Annotated in this window: 20 protein-coding genes; 15 read left to right on the top strand and 5 right to left on the bottom strand. The window is 53.1% G+C overall.

Features of this window, described 5'->3' with window-relative positions:
- Window positions 1–384 (bottom strand): copper amine oxidase N-terminal domain-containing protein, encoded by a 384-nt coding sequence (locus AAFJ72_RS14710; protein ID WP_432774494.1) that lies wholly within the window; start codon window positions 382–384, stop codon window positions 1–3.
- Between the two features lie 204 nt (window positions 385–588).
- Here AAFJ72_RS14710 and AAFJ72_RS14705 point away from each other — a divergent pair, with 204 nt between their 5' ends.
- Window positions 589–1,452, top strand: a complete 864-nt coding sequence (locus AAFJ72_RS14705) for a hypothetical protein (RefSeq protein ID WP_432774493.1) — start codon at window positions 589–591, stop codon at window positions 1,450–1,452.
- A 19-nt stretch (window positions 1,453–1,471) separates the two neighbouring features.
- On the opposite strand, the gene AAFJ72_RS14700 is transcribed toward AAFJ72_RS14705, so the two are convergent.
- Window positions 1,472–2,380, bottom strand: coding sequence for a DMT family transporter (locus AAFJ72_RS14700; RefSeq protein WP_432774492.1), 909 nt, complete (start codon window positions 2,378–2,380; stop codon window positions 1,472–1,474).
- Window positions 2,381–2,584: 204 nt separating this feature from the next.
- On the opposite strand from AAFJ72_RS14700, the gene AAFJ72_RS14695 reads away from it, so the two are divergent.
- Together AAFJ72_RS14695 and AAFJ72_RS14690 are read left to right on the top strand one after the other, a co-directional pair.
- Window positions 2,585–3,088 (top strand): Lrp/AsnC family transcriptional regulator, encoded by a 504-nt coding sequence (locus AAFJ72_RS14695; RefSeq protein WP_432774491.1) that lies wholly within the window; start codon window positions 2,585–2,587, stop codon window positions 3,086–3,088.
- A 117-nt stretch (window positions 3,089–3,205) separates the two neighbouring features.
- Window positions 3,206–4,003, top strand: a complete 798-nt coding sequence (locus AAFJ72_RS14690; protein ID WP_432774490.1) for an HAD family hydrolase — start codon at window positions 3,206–3,208, stop codon at window positions 4,001–4,003.
- A gap of 102 nt (window positions 4,004–4,105) precedes the next feature.
- Here the strand turns inward: AAFJ72_RS14690 and AAFJ72_RS14685 are convergent, their stop codons facing one another.
- The gene (locus AAFJ72_RS14685; protein ID WP_432774489.1) at window positions 4,106–5,146 is read right to left on the bottom strand and encodes a copper amine oxidase N-terminal domain-containing protein; all 1,041 of its coding nucleotides are present in this window, start codon (window positions 5,144–5,146) and stop codon (window positions 4,106–4,108) included.
- Window positions 5,147–5,382: 236 nt separating this feature from the next.
- Here AAFJ72_RS14685 and hcp point away from each other — a divergent pair, with 236 nt between their 5' ends.
- Window positions 5,383–6,675 (top strand): hydroxylamine reductase, encoded by a 1,293-nt coding sequence (hcp, locus tag AAFJ72_RS14680; protein ID WP_122906373.1) that lies wholly within the window; start codon window positions 5,383–5,385, stop codon window positions 6,673–6,675.
- 129 nt (window positions 6,676–6,804) lie between these two features.
- Window positions 6,805–7,323: a hemerythrin domain-containing protein gene (locus AAFJ72_RS14675; RefSeq protein WP_432774488.1), complete on the top strand. Its 519-nt coding sequence runs from the start codon at window positions 6,805–6,807 to the stop codon at window positions 7,321–7,323.
- A 64-nt stretch (window positions 7,324–7,387) separates the two neighbouring features.
- Here AAFJ72_RS14675 and AAFJ72_RS14670 read toward each other — a convergent pair whose 3' ends face one another.
- Window positions 7,388–7,642, bottom strand: a complete 255-nt coding sequence (locus AAFJ72_RS14670; RefSeq protein WP_122906371.1) for a hypothetical protein — start codon at window positions 7,640–7,642, stop codon at window positions 7,388–7,390.
- Between the two features lie 187 nt (window positions 7,643–7,829).
- Here AAFJ72_RS14670 and AAFJ72_RS14665 point away from each other — a divergent pair, with 187 nt between their 5' ends.
- Window positions 7,830–9,359, top strand: a complete 1,530-nt coding sequence (locus tag AAFJ72_RS14665; RefSeq protein WP_432774487.1) for a nitrate/nitrite transporter — start codon at window positions 7,830–7,832, stop codon at window positions 9,357–9,359.
- A gap of 102 nt (window positions 9,360–9,461) precedes the next feature.
- On the opposite strand, the gene AAFJ72_RS14660 is transcribed toward AAFJ72_RS14665, so the two are convergent.
- Window positions 9,462–10,169 (bottom strand): Crp/Fnr family transcriptional regulator, encoded by a 708-nt coding sequence (locus AAFJ72_RS14660; RefSeq protein WP_432777199.1) that lies wholly within the window; start codon window positions 10,167–10,169, stop codon window positions 9,462–9,464.
- A gap of 193 nt (window positions 10,170–10,362) precedes the next feature.
- Between AAFJ72_RS14660 and AAFJ72_RS14655 the strand changes: the two genes are divergently transcribed.
- The 9 genes from AAFJ72_RS14655 to AAFJ72_RS14615 all read left to right on the top strand — a co-directional run bounded on the left by AAFJ72_RS14655 (window position 10,363) and on the right by AAFJ72_RS14615 (window position 17,842).
- Entirely contained in the window at window positions 10,363–11,403 is a 1,041-nt protein-coding gene (locus AAFJ72_RS14655) for a hypothetical protein (RefSeq protein ID WP_432774486.1), read from the top strand.
- Window positions 11,390–13,564 (top strand): molybdopterin oxidoreductase family protein, encoded by a 2,175-nt coding sequence (locus AAFJ72_RS14650; RefSeq protein WP_432774485.1) that lies wholly within the window; start codon window positions 11,390–11,392, stop codon window positions 13,562–13,564. Before AAFJ72_RS14655 ends, AAFJ72_RS14650 begins: the two co-directional genes overlap by 14 nt.
- Window positions 13,557–14,126, top strand: a complete 570-nt coding sequence (locus tag AAFJ72_RS14645) for a 4Fe-4S dicluster domain-containing protein (RefSeq protein WP_122906367.1) — start codon at window positions 13,557–13,559, stop codon at window positions 14,124–14,126. The genes AAFJ72_RS14650 and AAFJ72_RS14645 overlap by 8 nt, the downstream gene beginning before the upstream one ends.
- Window positions 14,127–14,144: 18 nt before the next feature.
- The gene (locus tag AAFJ72_RS14640; RefSeq protein ID WP_432774484.1) at window positions 14,145–14,669 is read left to right on the top strand and encodes a Rieske (2Fe-2S) protein; all 525 of its coding nucleotides are present in this window, start codon (window positions 14,145–14,147) and stop codon (window positions 14,667–14,669) included.
- Complete coding sequence (locus AAFJ72_RS14635; RefSeq protein WP_432774483.1) at window positions 14,659–14,844, top strand: hypothetical protein; 186 nt, start codon at window positions 14,659–14,661, stop codon at window positions 14,842–14,844. Before AAFJ72_RS14640 ends, AAFJ72_RS14635 begins: the two co-directional genes overlap by 11 nt.
- Window positions 14,841–15,143 (top strand): hypothetical protein, encoded by a 303-nt coding sequence (locus tag AAFJ72_RS14630; protein ID WP_432774482.1) that lies wholly within the window; start codon window positions 14,841–14,843, stop codon window positions 15,141–15,143. Before AAFJ72_RS14635 ends, AAFJ72_RS14630 begins: the two co-directional genes overlap by 4 nt.
- A gap of 179 nt (window positions 15,144–15,322) precedes the next feature.
- Window positions 15,323–15,838 carry a hemerythrin domain-containing protein gene (locus AAFJ72_RS14625; RefSeq protein WP_432774481.1) on the top strand — a complete coding sequence of 172 codons (516 nt, stop codon included), beginning with the start codon at window positions 15,323–15,325 and terminating at the stop codon, window positions 15,836–15,838.
- On the top strand, window positions 15,835–16,587 hold the full coding sequence (locus tag AAFJ72_RS14620; protein ID WP_432774480.1) for a YwiC-like family protein: 753 nt from the start codon (window positions 15,835–15,837) through the stop codon (window positions 16,585–16,587). Before AAFJ72_RS14625 ends, AAFJ72_RS14620 begins: the two co-directional genes overlap by 4 nt.
- 109 nt (window positions 16,588–16,696) lie before the next feature.
- The gene (locus AAFJ72_RS14615; RefSeq protein WP_432777198.1) at window positions 16,697–17,842 is read left to right on the top strand and encodes an SEC-C domain-containing protein; all 1,146 of its coding nucleotides are present in this window, start codon (window positions 16,697–16,699) and stop codon (window positions 17,840–17,842) included.
- Window positions 17,843–18,074: the final 232 nt, after the last annotated feature.

Genomic DNA, 18,074 nt, shown 5'->3' with positions numbered 1-18,074 from the left:
TTATCCATGTGACATGAAGCGCAGAGCTTTGCTGATTTCGGCGGGCACGTCGAGTTTGACGGGCATCTCCAGGTTTTTGCCGGACAGCGAATGAATGATGCAGGCTGTAGGGTCGCCAATGCGCAGCACAACCTGTTTGCCGAATTTATTGGCGGTCACCATTCGATTTTTCGGGTCCCAGTCTACCTGTGCGCCCATTCCTTCCAATATTTTGCGGAACGGAACGAGGACTCTGCCGTTTTTGATGATGGGTGCTGCATCAAACGATTGAACGGCGCCGTTGATTTTGACAACGATGTCCGGCTCCTTTGCCAAAGTGACAGGCGGGTTCCCGGAAAACAAGATGACTCCCGCGAACGTCGCGCTAAAAAAACGTTTCCACATCTTATTCTTCGTCTCCCTTTCTGTTGCCATGTGCGTCACTAATATGACTTACCTGATTGTGAAAAAGTTACAAGAATTTAAGGGAGAGCAAAAAGTCTTCCGGATCGGCAAGCAGTTGTCTCGTTCATATTGCGTTCACAAAGCTGTTTTACAGTGTAGGACAGAAGGAAGTAAACCATGATGGGAATAAAGGAGTAGATCAGGTTGAACAAGGCAGTTTTGGCAGCGATACTTTATGTCGGCATCGTGATCGGCGGGTATACTCTCTACGATGAATACTTCGGAACACCGCTCGCGGCGGCGGATGAGGCCGCCCATGGCAATGACGGACACGATGCCACCGCAAAGGCAGACGGACACGAGGACGGCGGTGAAGAGCACGGTCAAGGCGGCCATGATGAACACGGCGCGGACGCAGTGGGAAGCCATCAGGTGAGCGCGTATATCCGCTCCACTGAGAATGGGATTGACATTTTCCTGAAAGACAGCCATGGACGTGCCGTGGATGATCTCGTTGTCAGTCATGAGAAGCTGCTCCATTTGATCGTCGTTGATGAGCATTTGCAAAAATATTATCACTTGCATCCGGAGCAGGTCGAAGCAGGAAAATTTCACATCGACTATCCTTTGCCGGCAGGGTTTTACCGGGCTTTTATTGACATCAAGTCGGAGAAGCTGACTTATCATGTCAAGCCAATGCCGCTCGTGGTCGGCCAGCCCAACGTTTCTGTACCAGGGCCGGAGCTGCAGCCGGATTCCGTCCTGGAGAAAACGGTCGAAGGGGAAACGGTCCAATTGAGCATGAGCGCGACCAAGACCAATGAGCCGGTTACGCTGTCGTTTGAGCTGGATCAGTCCGCTTTGACGCCGTATCTGGGAGCGATGGGCCACGTGGTCATCCTGGATGAAGAAGCCAATGAGTATTTGCACGTCCATCCGACCAATCACGAAGAGCCTGTGTTTCAAACGGAGTTCAAGAAGCCCGGCGTGTACAAAATCTGGGCGGAGTTTCAACAAAACGGCAAGGTGCGGGCGTTTCCTTTTGTCGTTCAGATTCACGGTGAATAGGGCGAAATCATTTTTCGCCCTACGCCTTCCCGGCCGCGAGTGACTTTGCCGCCGCGCCTTTTGACTTCCCATAAGAGAACAAAAAACATCCGGCAATGACCATGCTGCTTCCCACGGCTTGCATCCACGTCATCTGTTCCCCCAGGAAAAGAAAAGCCAAAATTGATGTGAAAATCGGATTGAAATTCAGAAAGATGCCAGATGTAGTGGCGCCGAGCTTTTGCACCCCGATGTTCCACAGCACCATGCACACGACGGTGGAGATGACCCCGGTGTACAGCAGGGAACCGATAAAGGGCGCATCCAGGTTGGACACCGTAAAATCAGCCAGGTTAAAAGGCAGCAGAATGGCCAGCCCGAAAACAGCCGAATAGAGGATGGACATCATCGGGCTCGTCCGGGTCATGGCCCATTTGCTGCAAATCGAGTACACTCCCCAGATGCAGACGGCAGCCAGCATCCACAAATCCCCCGTGTTAAACTGCAAGGAAAGCAGGTAGTCGGGATTGCCTTTGGACAAGACGAGCAGCACGCCTGCAAGCAGAAACACCATGCAGCCGATCTGGAACGCATTGATCCGTTCTTTTAAAAAAAGAAAAGAGAACAGCGAGATCGAGAGCATATTCAAGGTCGAGATCAGCCCGACATTCGTTGCAGTCGTCGTTTCCAGCGCGAGAAACTGAAACACGTTGAACAGGACGACGCCCGTAAGTCCCATCAGCGCGAGCGGAAGGATCGCTTCCTTGGCAGGCAAAAGCTTGCGTTCCTTCCACCAGACCAGCGGCAGCAGGCACAGCACCGCGATCAGCCAGCGCAGACTGGTCAGCGTGAGCGGGGACGCGTGCCCCACGAGCGATTTTCCAAGAACGAAGTTTCCTCCCCACAGCAGACTGGTGAGCAATAGTAGCAAGACATAAGCTTTTTGCATAGCAGATAGCCCCTTTTTCGAAACGGAAGAGTGAAAATCATCTTGCTAATGAACATAACATTTTTGTTGAACGTACAAAATAACATTCTGTATAATGTGTAAAATTAGAAATAAAGAAAAGTTTAAGTGGCGATTCGAAAAATCCTATCTGTTTTTCATGACAAAATTTCGCTGCTTTTCGAAGAATAAAAAGGAGAATGGAACGTGGAAGTTTTTGTAAGCAAAGTGCTGGATCGTGTCGATCTGCACATTCTCGATTTGTTGCAAAAGGATGCGACGATCAGCAATGCCGAACTGGCGCGGCGGGTGAATTTGTCGCCGCCTGCGACGCATACCCGGGTGAAGCGGCTTGAGGCGGAAGGCTATATCAATCGGCAGGTGGCGATTCTCGATCAGGAAAAGCTCGGCTTCGACCTGCTGTGCTTTATTTTTATCAGCACGAACATTCACCAGGCTGAACAGCTGGAGACGCTGGAGAACGCCTTGCGCGCCATGCCGGAAGTGCTGGAGGGACACTGCCTGACGGGTGAGTACGACTACTTGCTGAAAGTTGCCATCAAGGATCGGAAGGGGCTGGACAGCTTTATCCGCAAGTTGAACAAGCTCGGTATTTCCCGACTGCAAACGAATCTGTCCCTGCGAGAAGTCAAATATTCGACGGTTTTGCCCATCACAGGTGCGGAGCAGGCAGCACCTGACAGCCGCTAGCGGTCCTGCCAGAAACGAACAATGCTTTTTTTCGCAAAAGTCTGTTGATAAAACAGTGGATTTCCGCAATCATAGAACAAGAGACAGATTACGAGGAGAAAAAGGGGAATCAGACTGATGGCAATCAAGGCGATTTTATTTGATTTGGACGATACGTTACTGTGGGATGATCGCAGCGTCAAAGAGGCGTTTCAGGCGACCTGTAGCGAGGCGGCCAAGCATTACGAGGTGGATGTGGAGCAATTGGAAGCTGCCGTGCGCCAGGAAGCTCGGGCGATGTATGAAGCTTTTGAAGCATTCCCCTTTACGAAAATGATTGGAATCAATCCATTTGAAGGACTGTGGGCGCAATTTGCGGAAGGAAAGCAGGAGGAGTTTCGCCAACTGCAAAAGTTCGTTCCGACTTACCGGAAGGAAGCGTGGACGCGCGGTTTGCGCTCGCTCGGCATCGAGGACGCGGAGCTTGGATACAAGCTGGGCGAGATGTTCGTAGAGGAGCGGAAAAGCCGTCCGATCGTCTACGAAGAAACATTCGAGGTGCTCGACCAGTTGAAAGCCAAATACAAGCTGTTGTTGCTTACAAACGGCTCCCCTGACCTGCAAAAGCAAAAGCTGGCGGGTGTGCCGAAGCTTGCGGCCTACTTCGATCACATCGTCATTTCGGGTGACTTCGGTCGCGGCAAGCCAGCGGCAGAAATTTTCGAGCACGCCATGAGTCTTCTGGGCATCACCGCAGAGGAAGGCGTCATGATCGGGGACAAGCTGACCACGGACATTCAAGGCTCCAACGCGGTCGGCATGCGCAACATGTGGATCAACCGACACGGCTTGAAGCTTGAGGGCGAGATCGTTCCTGCGCAAGAAATCACGAGCTTGCGAGAGATTCAAACCGTTATTGATACCTGGGAAAACTAGCAGACAGACAAATCGCAAGCCCGCCAAATCCATCGGCGGGCTTTTTCGGCTGGTAACTATGATCGTTGACAGAACGGAAGCGAAGCGGACTTCGCCTGAAAGTTACTTGATTCTCGTTCCATGCTCCTCCAGACCGTAGGAGTAGAACTTGATTTCGTTCTCATTGATTTTGCTGACATACCAATCAAAGTCGTATTTGCCTTTCAACAATACGATTCGTCCGTCAGCTTCCGCCTTCCAGGTGCCTGTGATCGTGCCCCCGGTCGTTTGCCAGGAGTACGTTCCATTGGCCAGGATGCTGAGCGTATAGCCTTTGGCTCCCGGGACATATTGCTGCTGGACCGTCTTCGAGCCGTCGCCGTTTACGGTCGTGCCAGTCGTTGCGTAACCGCCGGGAATCCAGATGGACCAGTTTCCGATATAAAAGCTCGCATGGCTGGCGGCTTGCTGTTGGTTGACAGGCGTTTTTGCCTTTGTGGCATCCAGGTAAAAAGACAGCCAGTTGTCCACCGTCACTTTTGTCGTAGCCGCTTCGTAATGGAGGGTGGAACCGAGAGCTTGCGTGATAAAGGCCAGCGGGATATACGGCTGCCCGTTGATGAGCCTGGCCGGTGCTTCCAGTTTGACCACATTGCCGTTTACCATTGCCACATTGTTGTTGAGGATGAGGTGGATGGTCGTGCTTCCTTTGCGGATGGTCAACAGTTGCTTGATGGAATCGAACTGCAGCTCTGCGCCAAGCGGCACCAAAAAATCGCGGGCAGGGACGAGTGCCTTGCCATTTTCAATGAAGGGCGGAACGGAAAAAGGAATGAGTGCAGGCTGTTTGACAGGAGCGGGAACAGCTGGATTCGTTGGTGGTTGCGTAGCTGGAGCTGTTGGGGTTTGCCACAAATTTTCCGACCAGAGTTCAGTGGTTGGGGCGGGCGGAGGCGTTTGTGGCGCTGGAATGACACCTGGTGTCGAGGTATCCTGCCACAGACTTTCCGACCAGAGGCTGGTGTTGCCGGAAGGACTTCCCTGGTTTTGCGGTGCTCCCGGCTGTCCAGCGCCACCTGACGTTAACGCCGCAGCAGAGACAAAAGGTGCGGTACCCAATGAAACGAGAAAAATCAAGGCAAGCAAAGTTAATTTTCTTTTCATGTAGGTTCTTGGTCCTCCTTTTTGTGTTGATCGTACCAATCATACCATTGTTTTCTAACTATTCAAACCCGAACTGCCAAAGTTTTGTAGGAATAAATGCCTACTCAACGGATTCTTTTGCGGGCAGCGGACATTTTTTGCACAGAAAGCGTGACGTGTGATGTTCGTCACCATTCCCAGGCCAAAATCGCCGTATGATCGAGAGGAAGATCAGCCAACAAAGAGGAGGAAAGACGATGTTTTGTTACCAATGTGAACAAACCCCGACAGGTGGCTGCAAGGTGATTGGCGTATGTGGAAAAAATGAGGAGCTAGCAAGCATTCAGGATACGATCGTCTTCGCGCTAAAGGGAATCGCGGCCTATGCGACGCATGCCAGACAGCTCGGGTACATCGATCCGGAAGTGGACGGGATCACGCAGGAAGCACTGTATTTTACACTGACCAATGTCAATTTCAATCTGGATGAACACCTGCAAATGGCGCTCAAAGTAGGCAAAGCCGCGATCAAAGTCATGGAATTGCTGGACAAGGCACATACAGACCGCTTTGGCATCCCGCAGCCGATTACGGTTTCCCAAAACAAAATCGAGGGGCACTGCATTGTTGTCACCGGGCACAACCTTTTTGCCTTACGGGAACTGCTGGAGCAGACCGAGGGCAAAGGGATCAACGTGTACACCCACTCGGAGATGCTCCCGGCGCACGGCTATCCCGAACTGAAAAAATACCCGCACTTGAAAGGCAATATCGGCAAAGCGTGGTACGACCAACGCAGACTGTTTGAAGAGTTTCCGGGCGCGATCCTGGCGACGACGAACTGCGTCATGCCGATCAAAGGAACGTATGCGGATCGTTTCTTCTCTTACGACGTCGCGGGACTGGAGGGCGTGACCAAAATCGAGAACGACGATTTTACGCCGCTGATCGAAAAAGCGCTTGCCCTGCCAAAAGCGAATATCGAATCGGAGCAGACGCTGTCCACCGGGTTTCATCATCAAACGGTACTGGGGATCGCACCGGAAATTATTGATGCCGTCAAGGCTGGAAAGATCAAACGCTTTTTCGTCATCGCCGGCTGCGACGCACCTGGAAAAGGCGGCGACTACTACCGGGAGCTGGCAACGTCCCTGCCGAAAGAAACGGTCATCCTGACGACCTCCTGTGGCAAGTTCCGCTTCAACGACGTGGACTATGGCGTCGTGCCGGGGACGAACATTCCCCGCTATATCGATCTCGGCCAGTGCAACAACTCCGTATCGACCATCAAAATCGCGGCGGCGCTGGCAGAGGCGTTTGGCTGCGAAGTCAATGAACTGCCAGTCAGCATTGTGCTCTCCTGGTTTGAGCAAAAGGCAGTAGCGATTTTGCTCGGACTGTTCAGCCTGGGCATTCAGGATATTCGCATCGGCCCCAAGCTGCCGGAATTTATTCAACCGGGTGTGCTGACTGTGCTCCAGGATTTGTTTGGAATCAAATTGATCGGAGATGCGCAGGAAGATATGAAAGAAATGCTCGGTGCGCACTAATACAAAAACAATTGGCTGTCCCGGTGGCGGGGCAGTCTTTTTTTGCGCGGAAAGTGTGACGTACTTAACAGCGTAGTGGCCGTTTTTTCGCTACACTTGCCTTGTGAAACAAAAAGGAGAGGATGCACGATGCAACGAGGATGTTCCATGGGGATGAATCCCGAACAGCCCATTCTTTGTACCGCTCTGGCCCAACTGAAAAAAGAACACGGTCCACTCGTGGAAAAAATGCTGGAATTGCAGCAGCTTGCCGCACAGTTTGTGCATGCAGAAGCGATTCGCAAGGAAGAACTGCTCGTTGAACTGCAGGCGCAAACCGCCGCCTTTATTGCTGAACTGGAGCCACATTCCGCCAGGGAAGAAAACGTACTGTTTCCGATGATGGCGAAGTACATCGGAAAAGAAACAGGGCCGATCGCCGTGATGGAATACGAGCATGAACAGGCCAAACGCTTGCTGAAACGATTTTTGGAGGATGGGTTTCCTGACTATTTGCAGAACGCTGTGGAGACTTTGCGCGGGCATTTTCAAAAGGAAGAGCAGGTGCTTTTTCCGATGGCCGAAAAAATGCTGAGCGAGGAAGAAAAGCAGCACCTGCTCGAAAAAATAGCCACCCGTCCGGCAGATGGCGTGGGGGATTGTCAGTAAAAAAGCGTGCGGAAAAAACGGGCGTCTGGCGCTGGTGCAAGGCGTCCGATTGGCATCGCGCCAGCTAGTCGCCAAGAACGGTCTGGATGTATTGCTCCTCCAGCGCTTTTCCGTCATGGGCCAAAAACTTGATGACCTCCAGCGCAATCTGGTGTTGCAGCTCGGCTTTGCTCGTCAGGTTGAGGATAACCTTTTTCCGGTAGTCGGAATGAATGCTGTAAAACGTGCAAATGGCCTGCTGTCCGCGAATCGACAGTTGTTTGTAATACGGGAAGCCGCAGAGGAAAAACGCCTCTTGTACGTTCTTGATCGTCATCATCTCGTATCACCTCGAACTCATTCGTGCCCCAAGCATAGAGCAAGACGACCGGGATTGACTGTGCGTACGATCACACCAATCAAAACGATTTTGTGACGGGACGAGTGCGAGGCACTCAGGCATGATGCGAGGATAGCCCGGTCATATTGAGGTCACTTTCTTTGTACAGAAAAAGGAGTTGGGAGAGATGATTCGCAAAATTCAACTGCCCTTGCAAACATTCAGCCTCGTTGCAGGTTTCATGGTCTGGGTCATCTTGTCATCCTTGATGCCGTTTATCAAAGACGATTTGTCCATCTCAGCAGGACAAATCGCCTGGATTACCGCGATCCCTGTCTTGCTGGGCTCCCTCTTGCGTATCCCGATCGGCTATTATACGAACCGCTTCGGGGCAAGAGCGATGTTTACCATCAGTTTTTTGCTTTTGCTCGTGCCTGTGTACTACATAAGCGAAGCGAGCTCTGCCATCGATTTGATGATCGGCGGGTTTTTCCTTGGGGTCGGGGGCGCGATCTTTTCTGTAGGCGTAACCTCATTGCCGAAATACTATCCAAAAGAAAAGCACGGCTTCGTCAATGGCATCTACGGAGTTGGCAATGCGGGGACGGCGCTCTCGACGTTTTTTGCGCCCCTCGTGGCAAAGCAGATCGGCTGGTCAGGGACTGTGAAGCTTTACCTGGGCTTGCTTGTGCTGTTTGCCCTGCTCAACTTTTTCCTTGGCGACCGCCAGGAAACGCGGGTAAAAACGTCCGTGCTGGAGCAGATCAAAGGGGTTTACCGCAACGAGAAGCTGTGGTTTCTGAGCCTGTTCTACTTTATTACATTTGGCTCGTTCGTGGCGTTTACCGTCTACCTGCCTAATTTCCTCGTCAGCAACTTCGGGCTGGACAAAGTGGACGCCGGAATGAGAACTGCCGGATTTATCGCGCTGGCAACGATTGCCCGCCCGCTCGGGGGCTGGCTGGGGGATCGCTTCAATGCGCTGATGGTGCTGGTAGGGGTCTTCGCAGGGCTTAGCCTGTTCGGTGTCGTGCTGTCGTTTTCCCCATCCTTGCAGCTGTACTCGGCCGGCTGCCTGGCGATTGCCGTATGTGCGGGCATCGGGAACGGAGCGATTTTCAAGATGGTGCCGTACTACTTTTCCAGGCAGGCCGGGATTGTCAACGGCATCGTATCTGCGATGGGCGGATTGGGCGGCTTTTTCCCGACGCTGATCCTGACCCTCTTGTTTGACGTCACGGGTCATTATGCCATCGGGTTTATGGCCTTGTCTGAGGTGGCGCTGGCCAGTCTCATTCTCGTGTTCTGGATGTACTATCAGGAAAAGCTGCAGCTAGCCAAAACGATTGTCGACAACACGGGCGAAGCGATCGTCATCACCGACACGACGGGCACGATCTGCGATGTGAACCCGGCATTTTCCAAAGTGACGGGCTACGCACGCCACGAAGTGATCGGCAAAAATCCGAGTCTGTTAAAATCCGGCATGCAGGGAGCGGGCTTCTATCAGCAGATGTGGCAGCAGATAACCGCCACAGGCTTTTGGCAAGGGGAGATCTGGAATAGGCGCAAGAACGGTGAGACGTATCGTCAATGGCTGACGATCAGCTCGATCCGGGATGAAGCGGGCGACGTGCAGTATTATGCAGGCATGTTTACCGAGCTTTCCCCGCAACAGCTTCAGCCAGCCGATCCGGGACTGCCGACTTCCGGCTAGAAAAGCAAGGCAGCCATGTCCATATGGCTGTCTTTTCGCGAACCAAAAAAGCTGCACCCGATTTCCCGTTTGGGAGAGGGGGCAGCTTTCGTTTTTCCATTTTTACATTTGGCAAATTTCCGGCGGGCAATCGTCACAGCAGATCGCCTCTTTCAAATACTCCAAATCCTTCACCAAAAGGTAGCCGTGCGGCAGTATTTCGATCACACCCTGCTTTTTCAGATCGGCCAGCATCCGATTGACGCTTTCGCGGGTAAGCCCGATGAATTGCGCCAGATCGCGATTGGTAAGCGAGAGCTTGATGAGGATCCCGTCTTCCCGTTCCTCTCCGTATGTATTGCTCATGCGGATCAGGGTGGAATAAAAGGCGCCGATTTTGCCGTTCAAAAGCAAATCGCGAAACTTGGACTGGATTCTGCGGTTCATGATCGCCATCCAGCGCAAAAAATCTACACAGAACTCGCCGTTTTCAAGGAGCAGCTTCTCCAGGGCGCTGCGCTGGATGACGATGACTTCGCCAGGCTCGTGCATGGTCGCGGTAGATGTATAGGCGACGTCCGGTTCGAAAAGACCAACCATTCCGACCAGCTCGCCTGCCCCAAATACTTGCAGGGTCAGCTCTTTGCCGTCGCTTGTCGTTTTGGTCAGCTTGATTTGCCCGGATTCCAGCAAGTACAGCTTATCTGCCGTTTCTCCGTCGATAAATAAGACGGAGTCCGTGGGGGTCATTTTTTTTCGCGTTCCGATTTGTTCCAATTGACGAACAAAGGCAGGAGACACTTGTTCAATAAATGTGAGACTTTTCACAATCTGCACACCTCTGCTTTCCGCTCAACTTGCCTCGCGCAATCTGTTGCCATTATAGCATGAGGATTTTGGCAAAGTCGTGTCGTCTTCTTGGCGATTGTGAGCAGGTGTGAGGTACGTCACTTTGCAGCGTGGTCGACATTGCTACAATGAAGCCAACGATTGACAATGCTATGTACCAGGGGAGGTTGTTCGCATGGAGCGAGCATTTGCGTCCAAGGTGGCCAAAAGGGCTTTCTATACAGTTTGTGTCTTGTTTCTGGCTTCGTACGTGGGCACTCGTTTTTTTACCCATATTGATCTTGCCCTTTACGGTTATATGGTCGGAACAGTCGTGTTCATTGGCGGATTTCTCTACCGGTTTTCAGCCTGGGCGGACCGGCCGCCAACCAAGATCATTCTGAAAAAAGGCTTGCGTCTGTTGCTGCGAAAAAGCACGCCGCAAACGGCAGTGGAACATCTGGCGACCTACCGCTTTATATGGAACCGCGGCTGGTATCGCTGGACACAGCACATCCTGCTTGGCTGGGGGTGCATCCTCTCTGCGCTGGTTACGTTTCCGCTCGTCTTTGGCTGGATGTACTTCACGATGGGAGACAACGGCACTTACACCGTCGTTGCGATGGGCGTCGATGTGCTCAAGGTCAAAGCGGATGGCTGGATAGCCTTTTTGTTCTACAATGCGCTCAATATTACGGCCTTCATGGTGATTGCGGGCGTATGCATGGCGCTGTACCGCCGTCTGAAAAACATGCAGGCACGGGCGGAGCAAAACTTTCTCTACGACTTTTTGCCGCTCTATCTGCTGCTTCTCGTCAGCATTACCGGACTTTTGCTGACGGTGAGCAACCTGTTTTTACACGGCTTCGGCCATCCGGTGATGAGCCTGATTCACCAGTTTTTGGTCATCGTGACCTTGATTTATCTGCCCTTTGGCAAGCTGGCACACATCCCGTTCCGCCCGATGAGCGTCTTCGCCCGCAATTACCGCGAGCACTATGCCGAGCAGGAAATGAAGCGATGCAAGGTGTGCCAGACAGGCTTTGTTTCTGCCGAGCAGTCTGGTGACGTGGTGGATGTGCTTGGTGAAAACGGGATTCGCTTTGAGCTGGCAGAAGGCTTCCACCTGGCGGAGCTGTGCCTGCCTTGCCGCAGAAAATACCGCATCTTCCGCTTTACCGGAATCCCGACCCATTACCGTTCCGAGAAAGAGGCGAATCAGCATGCAAAAGGATAAATTTTTCAAACCGATCAAAAATAAATTACATCCTGGTGAAAAGTTGGTCAGCACCCACTGCTCCTACTGCGGGATGCAGTGCGGGATGAATCTGCGCGTCGATACGAGCACGAATACGATTATCGGGGTAGAGCCGCGCTACGACTTCCCGGTCAATCTGGGACGCATGTGCCCGAAAGGCGTAACCGCTTATCAGCAGGTCAACCACCCGGACAGGATCAAACGACCGCTCATCCGCCGCAATCCCGCATGGAAAGGAACGGCGCAAGGCTTCGAAGAGGTGTCGTGGGAAGAAGCGCTCAGCTATATCGTCGATCGCTTCCGGCAATTGCAGGAAGCGTACGGCAAAGATACGTTGTCTGTCTACTCCGGCGTTTCGATGACGAACGAAAAATGTTATTTGACGGGAAAATTCGCCCGTGTAGGATTGCAGACCCGGTACGTCGATTACAACGGACGGTTTTGCATGTCGTCTGCGGCGGCCGGATTCAACCGCAGTCTCGGCATCGACCGGGGCTCGACTGTTCCGTGGTCGGACCTCCACCAGACCGATTGCCTGTTTATTGCCGGGTCCAATGCGGCGGAGTGTCATCCGACCAGCATGTTTCGCATCTGGGAGGTGCAAAATCGCGGTGGCTACCTGATTGTAGCCGACCCGCGCGAGACGCCGCTTGCCCGCCGCGCTGACGTCCACCTGGACCTGCGGCCGGGGACAGACCTTGCCCTGGCAAACGGCCTTTTGCATCTGCTCATCAAAAACGGCTACATCGACGAGGCGTTCATTCAAAACCACACCAACGGCTTTGCGGAAACAAAAGCACTGGTCGAAGCCTATACGCCCGCCTACGTCAGCGAAATTACCGGGATTGCCGAGGAAAAAATCATTCGCGCCGCCGAGATTTACGGCAAGGCACCCGAGGCAATCGTCATGTTTTGCCGCGGGGTCGAGCAGCAGTCCAAAGGGACGGACAACGTATCCGCCTACACAAACCTGGCGCTTGTCACAGGCAAGATCGGCCGTCCGAAGTCCGGGGTTGCCACCTTCACGGGTCAAGGCAACGGCCAGGGCGGACGGGAGCACGGGCAGAAGGCCGATCAGTTGCCAGGCTATCGGAAAATGGATAACCCGCAGCATGTGCAGGAAGTCGCCTGCGCCTGGGGGATTCCGGTAGAGGAAATGCCGCAAAAAGGCGTGTCTGCCTATGAAATGTTTGGGCTGATGCTCGACAAGACGATTCGCGGCCTGTATTTGCTCTGCTCCAACCCGGCGGTCAGCGCCCCCAATCAGAATCATGTCCGCGAAGCGCTGAAAAGCCTGGACTTTATGGTCTGCGTAGACTTTTACCTGTCGGAGTCGGCGGAGTATGCGGATGTCGTGCTGCCGACGACGACATGGGCGGAGGACGAAGGAACCACGACCAACCTGGAGGGGCGGGTCATCCGCCATCGTCAGGCCCAGAGCTGGTATGCCGAATCGAAGCCGGACTGGTGGATTCAGATCGAAATCGCGAAGCGGATGGGTCGGGGCCAATACTTCGCACACCTGAACGGGCCGCGTGACATTTTCGACGAGCTGCGCCGCGTCTCCAAAGGCGGCACGGCCGACTACTACGGCATTACCTACGAAAAAATTGAAGAACAGCAAGGCGTGTTCTGGCCGTGCAGAGATGAACACGACCAGGGGCAGCCGCATTTGTTTCTCGATAAAAAGTTTTACCACCCGGATGGCAAGGCGAAAATTTGTGCGCTGCCCTATCGGCCGCCAGCCGAAGAACCGGATGCGGAATACCCGCTGCGGCTGACGACCGGCCGTGTCGTCTACCACTACCTGTCCGGGAACCAGACGCGGCGGATTCCGTTTTTGCGCGACATGTACCCGGACCCGCTTCTGGAAGTGCATCCGGATACGGCAAAAGCATACGGGATCGCGCATGGCGAAAAGGTTTTGCTGAAAACAAGGCGGGGCGAAGCCGTCTACAAGGTAAAAGTGATCGCGGCAATCCGACCGGATACGGTGTTTGTTCCGTACCACTGGGGCAAGGACGAATCGATCAATTTGCTCACGAACCCGGCGCTGGATCCGTACAGCAAAATGCCGGAATTCAAGGCGTGTGCAGCCGAAATCGTCAAGCTGGAAAAGGGGGAGAGGCTGCATGGCTAAGCAGGTGCTCTACATCGAAATGGATAACTGCATCGGCTGTCGCAGTTGTTTGGCGGCCTGCACGCAATGCGGGGGACATGACAACCGCAATCGCAATTACGTCATGGATGTCGATCCGCTGCAAACGCGTCAGACGATTCCACTGATGTGCCTGCACTGCGTCAACCCCGCCTGCGCCCGCAGCTGTCCGGCACAGGCGATCCAGATCGCGGACAACGGAGCGGTACTCTCGGCGCTCGTGGAGAAGTGCATTGGCTGTCAAAACTGCACGATCGCTTGCCCGTACGGTATCCCCAAGTTCGATCAGGAACAAAACCTGATGTACAAATGCGATCTGTGCTACGACCGAAGCAAAGAGGGGATTCCCCCGATGTGTGCCTCGGTCTGTCCAACCAATACGCTTCAGTGGATTACAGAGAGCGAGCTTGCCGAGAAGCAGGCTGTGCACAAGCTGGCGGGCGGCAAATGGCTGGCCAGCCAAAGACCGGAGCCGCTGGAGGGCGAGACAAATGTAAAAATCAGCTTGCCTGGCATTTTGCAAGGGGTGCAGAAGCTTTTCTAGTCGAAGGAGGTCTGCGGCATGAACGAAAGGAAATCGCCCATACCCGAACGGGATGATAACTATACGCACAACATTTTCAGATCGAATGAGCGGAGCCTCGACCGCCGAGGTTTTATGAAAACGATGGTCGGCGCCGCCGGATTGTTTGCTGTCTCGACGCTTCCCTGGGGAACGATTGCAGCGAAAAAGCTGCTGGATGGAGAAACGAACGCGTGGCCCCGGCAAAAAATTGCGGAAGCGGCGTCCCTGCAAGCCGGAGACGCCAGGGAGTTTGCCTATCCGAACGAGCACGATAGCGCCCTTCTCGTCTGCCTACGCGAAGGCGAGTACAAGGCGTATCAAAATGCCTGCACCCATCTGAAATGCCCGGTGTTCTGGAGCAAGGAACAACGCGAACTGATCTGCCCGTGCCACCATGGCAAATTTGATGTACAGACAGGCAATCCGCTGGCCGGCCCGCCGCGCCGACCGCTGCCGGAAATCGAGCTGACGGTTGAAAATGGTATGATCTACGCGATTGGGGTGAAGCCGTATGAAGCGTAGCTATCGGGGCGTACTCTTGCTTTGCCTCGTGCTTTTTGCCAACCTGATCTGCACGCAATACACAGTCAACCTGTTTTACTTTGCACGCTACAAAGAGGTGATCGCACTTTCGCTCATCAACCTGCTGCTGTTTCCGCTCGCGCTATTTTTCTATAAAAGAGAGGCGAAGCCATGAACAAGCTCCTGCTTGCCGAGCAACTGTCGCAACTGACGGATTGGACCATGCGCATCTGCATCAAGGATTTGGCTGAAGACGCCGAGCCTGAGTCAGCACCTGTCATTGAAAAGCCGCTCGCCAAATGGGAGTTTACCGAAGAGGGCGAGCACGTGCGCCTGTACTTTAACCATTGCCAATTTGTCGCTGTGCCGATTTGGGAAAATGAGGTTGGCTTCGCGAACCACCAGGGCGAGATTGTGCTCACGGCCCATGATCGCAGAGGGAAGCTGCTGTACAGGATTGCGTTTGTCAGCTGACCGTTCCGATACAGAAGGCACGACAGCGTATTGGTTTTTCGCTGGCCAACTGAAGTCAACCACCGTTGTCCTGGTTGGCTTTTTTTTGCTCGCATCTTATACTTCCAACTGGGAGACTGTTATTTTGCTTCAGTCACGATTGCGATACAGAAGAGAAAGCGGCGGGGGGAGGGGCCCGTGTGAATAGCCGGCAAACAGATGGAAAACGACTGCTCAGTCAATTGTTTTCCCGGGAACACGCTGTCCTGGGACAATATATGGAGAAGCTGAAACAGCTTGTCTACCAAAACCGGACCATGAGCGCAGAAGCTGTAGAACAATTCCGGGAGACGATTGCGCTGTTGACAGAAAAGCTGAAAGAGCATCATGCACTGGAGGAAGAACTATTGTTTGCAGCTCTGACAGAGTCGCTAGGGTATGCCACCCCGCCTGTCATCATGATGACGGACGAGCATCGGCGACTGGTCAGCCAGCTGACGGAACTGCGCGAAAAAACCGCATGCTGCCAATGTGCCGGGCGTGGGCCGACACGGCTGCGGGAAGAAACGACGACATTGTATCGGCTGCTGCACGATCACTTTCACAAAGAGGAAATGCTGCTGTTCCCCATGGCTGAACACGTCTTGTCCAGAGAGAAAAAAGAGGCGATCATGGCAGCCGCAAGAGAAAAAGCGAGAGGAGGGCGAGGGACGTGACCAAGGGGAAAAGAGGCGAGGCTTCTCTGGTACTGCCGCGTGAGCACGGAGTCTGGGCGATGTTTGTCGTGCCTTATTTGTTCGGGGTTTTTCTTGTGGAAAAAAACGTGTTGCAACTGCTCGCCGGACCGGGGCTGCTCTGCGGCTTTATCGCGGTCAACGCGGTACTGGTCTATATGCGACAGCCAAGGTTTGCGCGGCAAGTGCTCCGAACCTTGCTGATCTTCGGTGGAGTGGCTGCGGTATGCCTGGTCTACCCGCTCATTCACAACGCGTTGGCGTTTTGGCCGCTGATCGTGATGGGCGTGTTTGCGATGGCCAGCATCTGGTTTATTCGCCGCAAGCGGGAGCGTCATTTTGTAAACGATTTGCTCGGAATTGTCGGACTGACGATGCTGCTTCCGATTGCAGCCGCGCTTGGCGGCGGTGCATCCCGGACGGAGTTGCTCACCGCGATGGCACTGAACGTCATTTATTTTACGGGCAGCATCTTTTTCGTCAAAGCGGTGTTTCGCGAAAAGAACAATCACAGCTTTCACTTTGTCGGAATCATGTATCATTTGCTCTTGCTCTGCTTGCCCTTTTTGCCGCAAGTCCCTGCGCTTATCAGTGTCATTTTTTTGCCGGGAGCGGTCAAAATGGCGATTGCCGCCAAAGGAATCAAGCTGCCTGTAAAAACAGTCGGAATCATGGAGATCGTCAACGTTCTCTGGTTTTTGGCGGGGGGATACGTGCTGTTTGCGACGTGACGGCCCTTTCCCTAAAAAACTTGTTTATTCTCCCGGGTAGATTGGGAAATAAAGGAGAGTCAGTCAGACAACAATACGGCGAAAAAACGTGGGGGAATGGCCAGTGTCAATGTTCGGCAGAAACGAGCCGTGTCCGTGCGGTTCGGGCAAAAAATACAAAAAATGCTGCTTGCCAAAAGATGAAGCGAAAATGCTGGAATTGTCCAAAAATCCTTCGCTTTCAGAAGTGCAGGCGCACAACCAATACTTTCAGCCCGCAACTACTACGCACAATTCTTTGCGAGGGATGAAGGAATTGGCATTGGCGCTCATGGACCAGATGGGAACGTATTTGCGGCGGGAGCATAAACGGGATGATGTCATCCATTTTCTGGCAAAAGACCTGATGAAGCTGGTGGATGAAGGCGAGCGTTATTATTTTCAGGTAGTCAGCGAGATTCTGGAAATGAAAGGGCTGCCATCATCGGCTCGAAGCAAGGTCAAGGCGGAACCTGCGTTGACAAGAGCAGAGCGCATATTGATCCGCAATGCCGCCCAGAGCATTTTGGCAGAGTATGCCTTTTTAGGGGAGTATGATACGGCGGATTACGGAGCCATGAAAGCCATCATGGAGTGCTGTTATCAGGCGGTGGCTCGGGGGATCGAGGAACAGGCTGATTTGTGGAGCGTCAGGATGTTTGTCGATACGAACAACCAACTGGTCGACTGGGAGTTGCAGCTCAGTGAAGACGGGGTGTATGGACTGGATAAAGACGAGAGAAAAGTCATCATTGACTTTGAATGGAACTCTCTCGATGAGATCGAGAATGAGTATGAAAAGTACGCCCACACGCTCACAGGATTGCGCGAAGAGTCGTTGAAAACGCTGGCGACGGCAATCGTCCAGGAAAGCTCGATACCGCGAAAGTCAGTCGACAAAATCTCGTATACGGGACTGGCGATGAACTACTTCGGCCTGTTGGAACAGGAACTGCGCGACGTAATCGCTCTTCATGAAGGCACGCCCTCTTCGAAAAAACGAATGTGGTGGGAACTGTGTGAATACCTGCAAAACCAGCACATCCCGATTGTCAGCGACAATGTGGAGCTTTTGGGGGACAAGCTGAAGGCGTTGCATGCGCTGCGCAATCGAGCTGCACACGGCGAGTTTATTACCTATGAGGAATTTGCCGCAATCAAGGAGCTGGCCCTTGACTCGAACCTGCTCTGGTCCATCTCGCAGGCAAAATCGGCTTATGCCGAGCAGCAGCCGTAAGGGAAAGGTACTGCTCCGGTCTAGCATAAAGACGTTTTTCATCCAAAACAGTTTTGTCAGTAGCCACTATTTGCGAATAGTGGTTTTTTTGTGTTGTTCATGATTGGTATGCCCCGATGATCGTCTTCCCCTGCTATAATAAACGGATATTGGCACAGACGAGGCGATAAAGCTGTTGACTTGATCTGTCCCAAGCGGTTTGCGATCAGAATGTGCGACATCAAAATGCCAA

It is taken from the genome of Brevibacillus gelatini, from assembly GCF_050920745.1.
GTDB lineage: Bacteria > Bacillota > Bacilli > Brevibacillales > Brevibacillaceae > Brevibacillus > Brevibacillus gelatini.
Note: the sequence above shows the minus strand (reverse complement) of the source record. Positions and strands in the feature narration are given on the sequence as shown.